Here is a 2,768-nt window from a genome sequence, read left to right as displayed (position 1 = left end):
CTATAAAAGCTAATTATATTGTTTATGAAATATTTTATGTTTATTTAGTTGTTTATTTTGTATTTTAATATTGTTTAAACAATATTTATTATTTTGGATTTTATGCGTGGATTCTTCTTTTTTGATATTTATATAGTATTATTGCATATCAAATGCCCATATAAAAAATGAAGGAATCTCGTAATCTATGTGATCTTAAAAGCTGTTTTCTGTGTAAATTATGTTTGCCCGAATGGTTGCCGGCACTTCAAATTCAGAAAAAGAATTTTGAGGTAAAAAAAGGCGAGGTTATCTTCAAAGAAGGCGATCCGGTAAACGGGATTTATTTTGTATCTGCTGGAACTGTTAAGGTTCATAAAAGATGGGATAAGGAAAAGGAATTGATTATTCATTTTGCCGGCCCTGAAGATATTATCGGCCATTTGGGTCTCGGGAAAAAACCGTTATATCCAGTTTCGGCTACGGCATTAGAAAATACAGTAGTATGTTATCTGGGGAGAGATTTCTTTGAAACAACGCTAAGGGTAAATACTGATTTAACTTATAAGTTAATGCAGTTTTTTGCAAATGAATTGCAAGACTCTCATAGGGCAATGCGTGATCTGGCGCATATGTCGGTAAAAGCGAGAATAGCACAATCTATTCTGGCTCTGCTACATAAGTTTGGGGTTGATGAGAATGGTTTTATCGCTTTAGGTCTAAGCAGGCAAGATATTGCATCGTACTCAGGAACAACATATGAAACCTTATTTAAAGTAAGTAATGATTTTATAAAAGAGAAGATAATTGAGGTCTCGGGCAGAAACATTCTGGTATTAAATGAAAAGCGGCTTTCAGAGATGATTGGCGTTAACCATTAGCAGTACTAACGGTTAACATTAACCAGCTTCTAATATAAGTACCCAATCCAAAGCATCTCCGCTTGTTGGAGGTGTAAAAGTAAGCTGAGGCTTTTTGTCAATTTTAAATGCCATGCTAAATACACCATTTCTAGGATTAAACCATTTGGCCTTAAAGAATTGCTTTCCTTTCAGATGAGCCGTATTGACATTCAATTTGCGCCCGGTAGGAGTATAAATAAAAGCATAATGCCCATCATTTGCACGGGTGGCACTACAGTGTGCACCGTCTTTAGGGTTATCTCCTAAAATTAAACCCTGATCGGGAATACGGTCAAGCATTGATTGGGATTGGATTAGTTTTTTTACATAGCCCATCTGTTGTGAGCCCGGTAAATCCATTGCTTCTTTCCAGTAATGTCGGGCTAAATTGATTGGTTCGCGGCCGGGAGCGTAGAACTGCCATATGTCGTGGCAGCCATAAGTGTGTCCGAGTGCACCGGCAAATACCTGCCAGTATGCTAATTTTCGAATGTCGTCTGCTGTTGAGAATCCGTTCTTTTTCGCATCAAAACATACCGGATGGTCCTCATAAAGAGGTTCCCCATCAACCACTGGTTTTGTTGGCTTTAAATTGTAATCATAAGAGATCTTATCATAATTACTTCCATCCCTGCAATGTCCTGTCTGGAGCATATTAAAATCCAGCCACTCATCATTATGAAACCAGGTTGATGAACCGCCATTTTCTTTTGGTTGTGGATGAAAAGTCATTAACACTTTATCATTGCCTCCGGCACCTTCAGCAATGCCTTCCGCTAAAGCGCGCCAAATGGCCACATCTTTTTCACCGCGAGGATTACGGTCGCCACCCAATATCCATATAATGTTAGGTTGGCTCTTATATCTGTTGCCAAGAAACTTTCCATATTCCTTTGCGTTTTGAACATTGAAAATTTCAGGGCCTTTTCCCCAGGTACTTTTAAAAACTTTATCGCCCCATAGCGGTAACAGGCCCATGTATAGATTTTTTTTGGCAGCCAATTGAACAAACGCATCAATATCCTTAAAATAGTCTTCATTAAGTTCAGAAACGTTATTGTTTTCCATGGGTTTATGGCCAAGTGCATTGGGCTCATTTATCCCATCCAGCTCGGCCAATATTACCGTTTGAAGTACTGTAAATCCTTTGGATCTGCGGTTATCCATATAGATCTCTGCGTCTTTAAGGGTTAATCTGTGTAATAACTCCCAGGCAGTATCTCCAAGATAGAAAAAAGGCTTACCATCAGCATAAACAAGGAATCTGCGGTTATCTGATACACGCAATTGCTGCATTTTTACATTTTTTCGATTTATTTTTTGACCATAACCTGCTGGAATATTCATTACAGTGAGTAATAATAAGAAGGGCCAGTATATTTTTTTCATATCCATATATTTAATCGAGTTATTGTAATCATATGAACAACTTTTGCATATATTTAATTAACTAAATATAACCAAATAATAAGAGTTAACATCCTGTTCATATTGGAACTCTACTTTTGAATATGCTTCAAGTTGGAAGAAAAGACGAGGAAATAGTTCGACAACTTAAGTTGGGCGATACTGCAGCTTACGATCTCTTGTATGAGATGTATTGGAAGAAGCTGTATGTCCATATATTAACCCGTATTAAAGACGAGGAAGCTGCTAAAGATATTGTCCAGAATGTTTTTATCAATATTTGGGAGCGAAAAGAAACAATCATAATTAATACCAGCCTTGAACAATTTTTGATGGGGGCTGCAAAATTCCAGGTACTCAATTATTTCAGATCAGAAAAAATAGAAGAACGTGTTTTTGATCATACCTTAAGGTAATTTGAAGATGCATCAGTTTCTATTAATGAACTATCGCACTATCTGGATCTGGAAAAGCTTATAG

General features: G+C 37.0%; 3 protein-coding genes. 2 read left to right on the top strand and 1 reads right to left on the bottom strand.

Features of this window, described 5'->3' with window-relative positions; genetic code table 11:
* Positions 1–167: 167 nt before the first annotated feature.
* Complete coding sequence (locus AC1DDX_RS26080; RefSeq protein WP_288882831.1) at positions 168–860, top strand: Crp/Fnr family transcriptional regulator; 693 nt, start codon at positions 168–170, stop codon at positions 858–860.
* Between the two features lie 18 nt (positions 861–878).
* On the opposite strand, the gene AC1DDX_RS26075 is transcribed toward AC1DDX_RS26080, so the two are convergent.
* A complete protein-coding gene (locus AC1DDX_RS26075; protein ID WP_288882829.1) occupies positions 879–2,270 on the bottom strand; it encodes a glycoside hydrolase family 140 protein in 1,392 nt (463 codons plus the stop codon).
* Positions 2,271–2,392: 122 nt separating this feature from the next.
* On the opposite strand from AC1DDX_RS26075, the gene AC1DDX_RS26070 reads away from it, so the two are divergent.
* A complete protein-coding gene (locus AC1DDX_RS26070; protein WP_477622887.1) occupies positions 2,393–2,704 on the top strand; it encodes an RNA polymerase sigma factor in 312 nt (103 codons plus the stop codon).
* Positions 2,705–2,768 lie beyond the last annotated feature (64 nt).

It is taken from the genome of Pedobacter sp. 10L46_2 (assembly GCF_056395165.1).
This window is presented reverse-complemented; position numbering and strand designations above follow the sequence as displayed.

Bases quoted from the DNA above. Each gene is read 5' to 3' on its own strand.
- AC1DDX_RS26080 (WP_288882831.1), top strand. From the start codon at position 168: ATGAAGGAATCTCGTAATCTATGTGATCTTAAAAGCTGTTTTCTGTGT.
- AC1DDX_RS26075 (WP_288882829.1), bottom strand. From the start codon at position 2,270: ATGAAAAAAATATACTGGCCCTTCTTATTATTACTCACTGTAATGAAT.
- AC1DDX_RS26070 (WP_477622887.1), top strand. From the start codon at position 2,393: ATGCTTCAAGTTGGAAGAAAAGACGAGGAAATAGTTCGACAACTTAAG.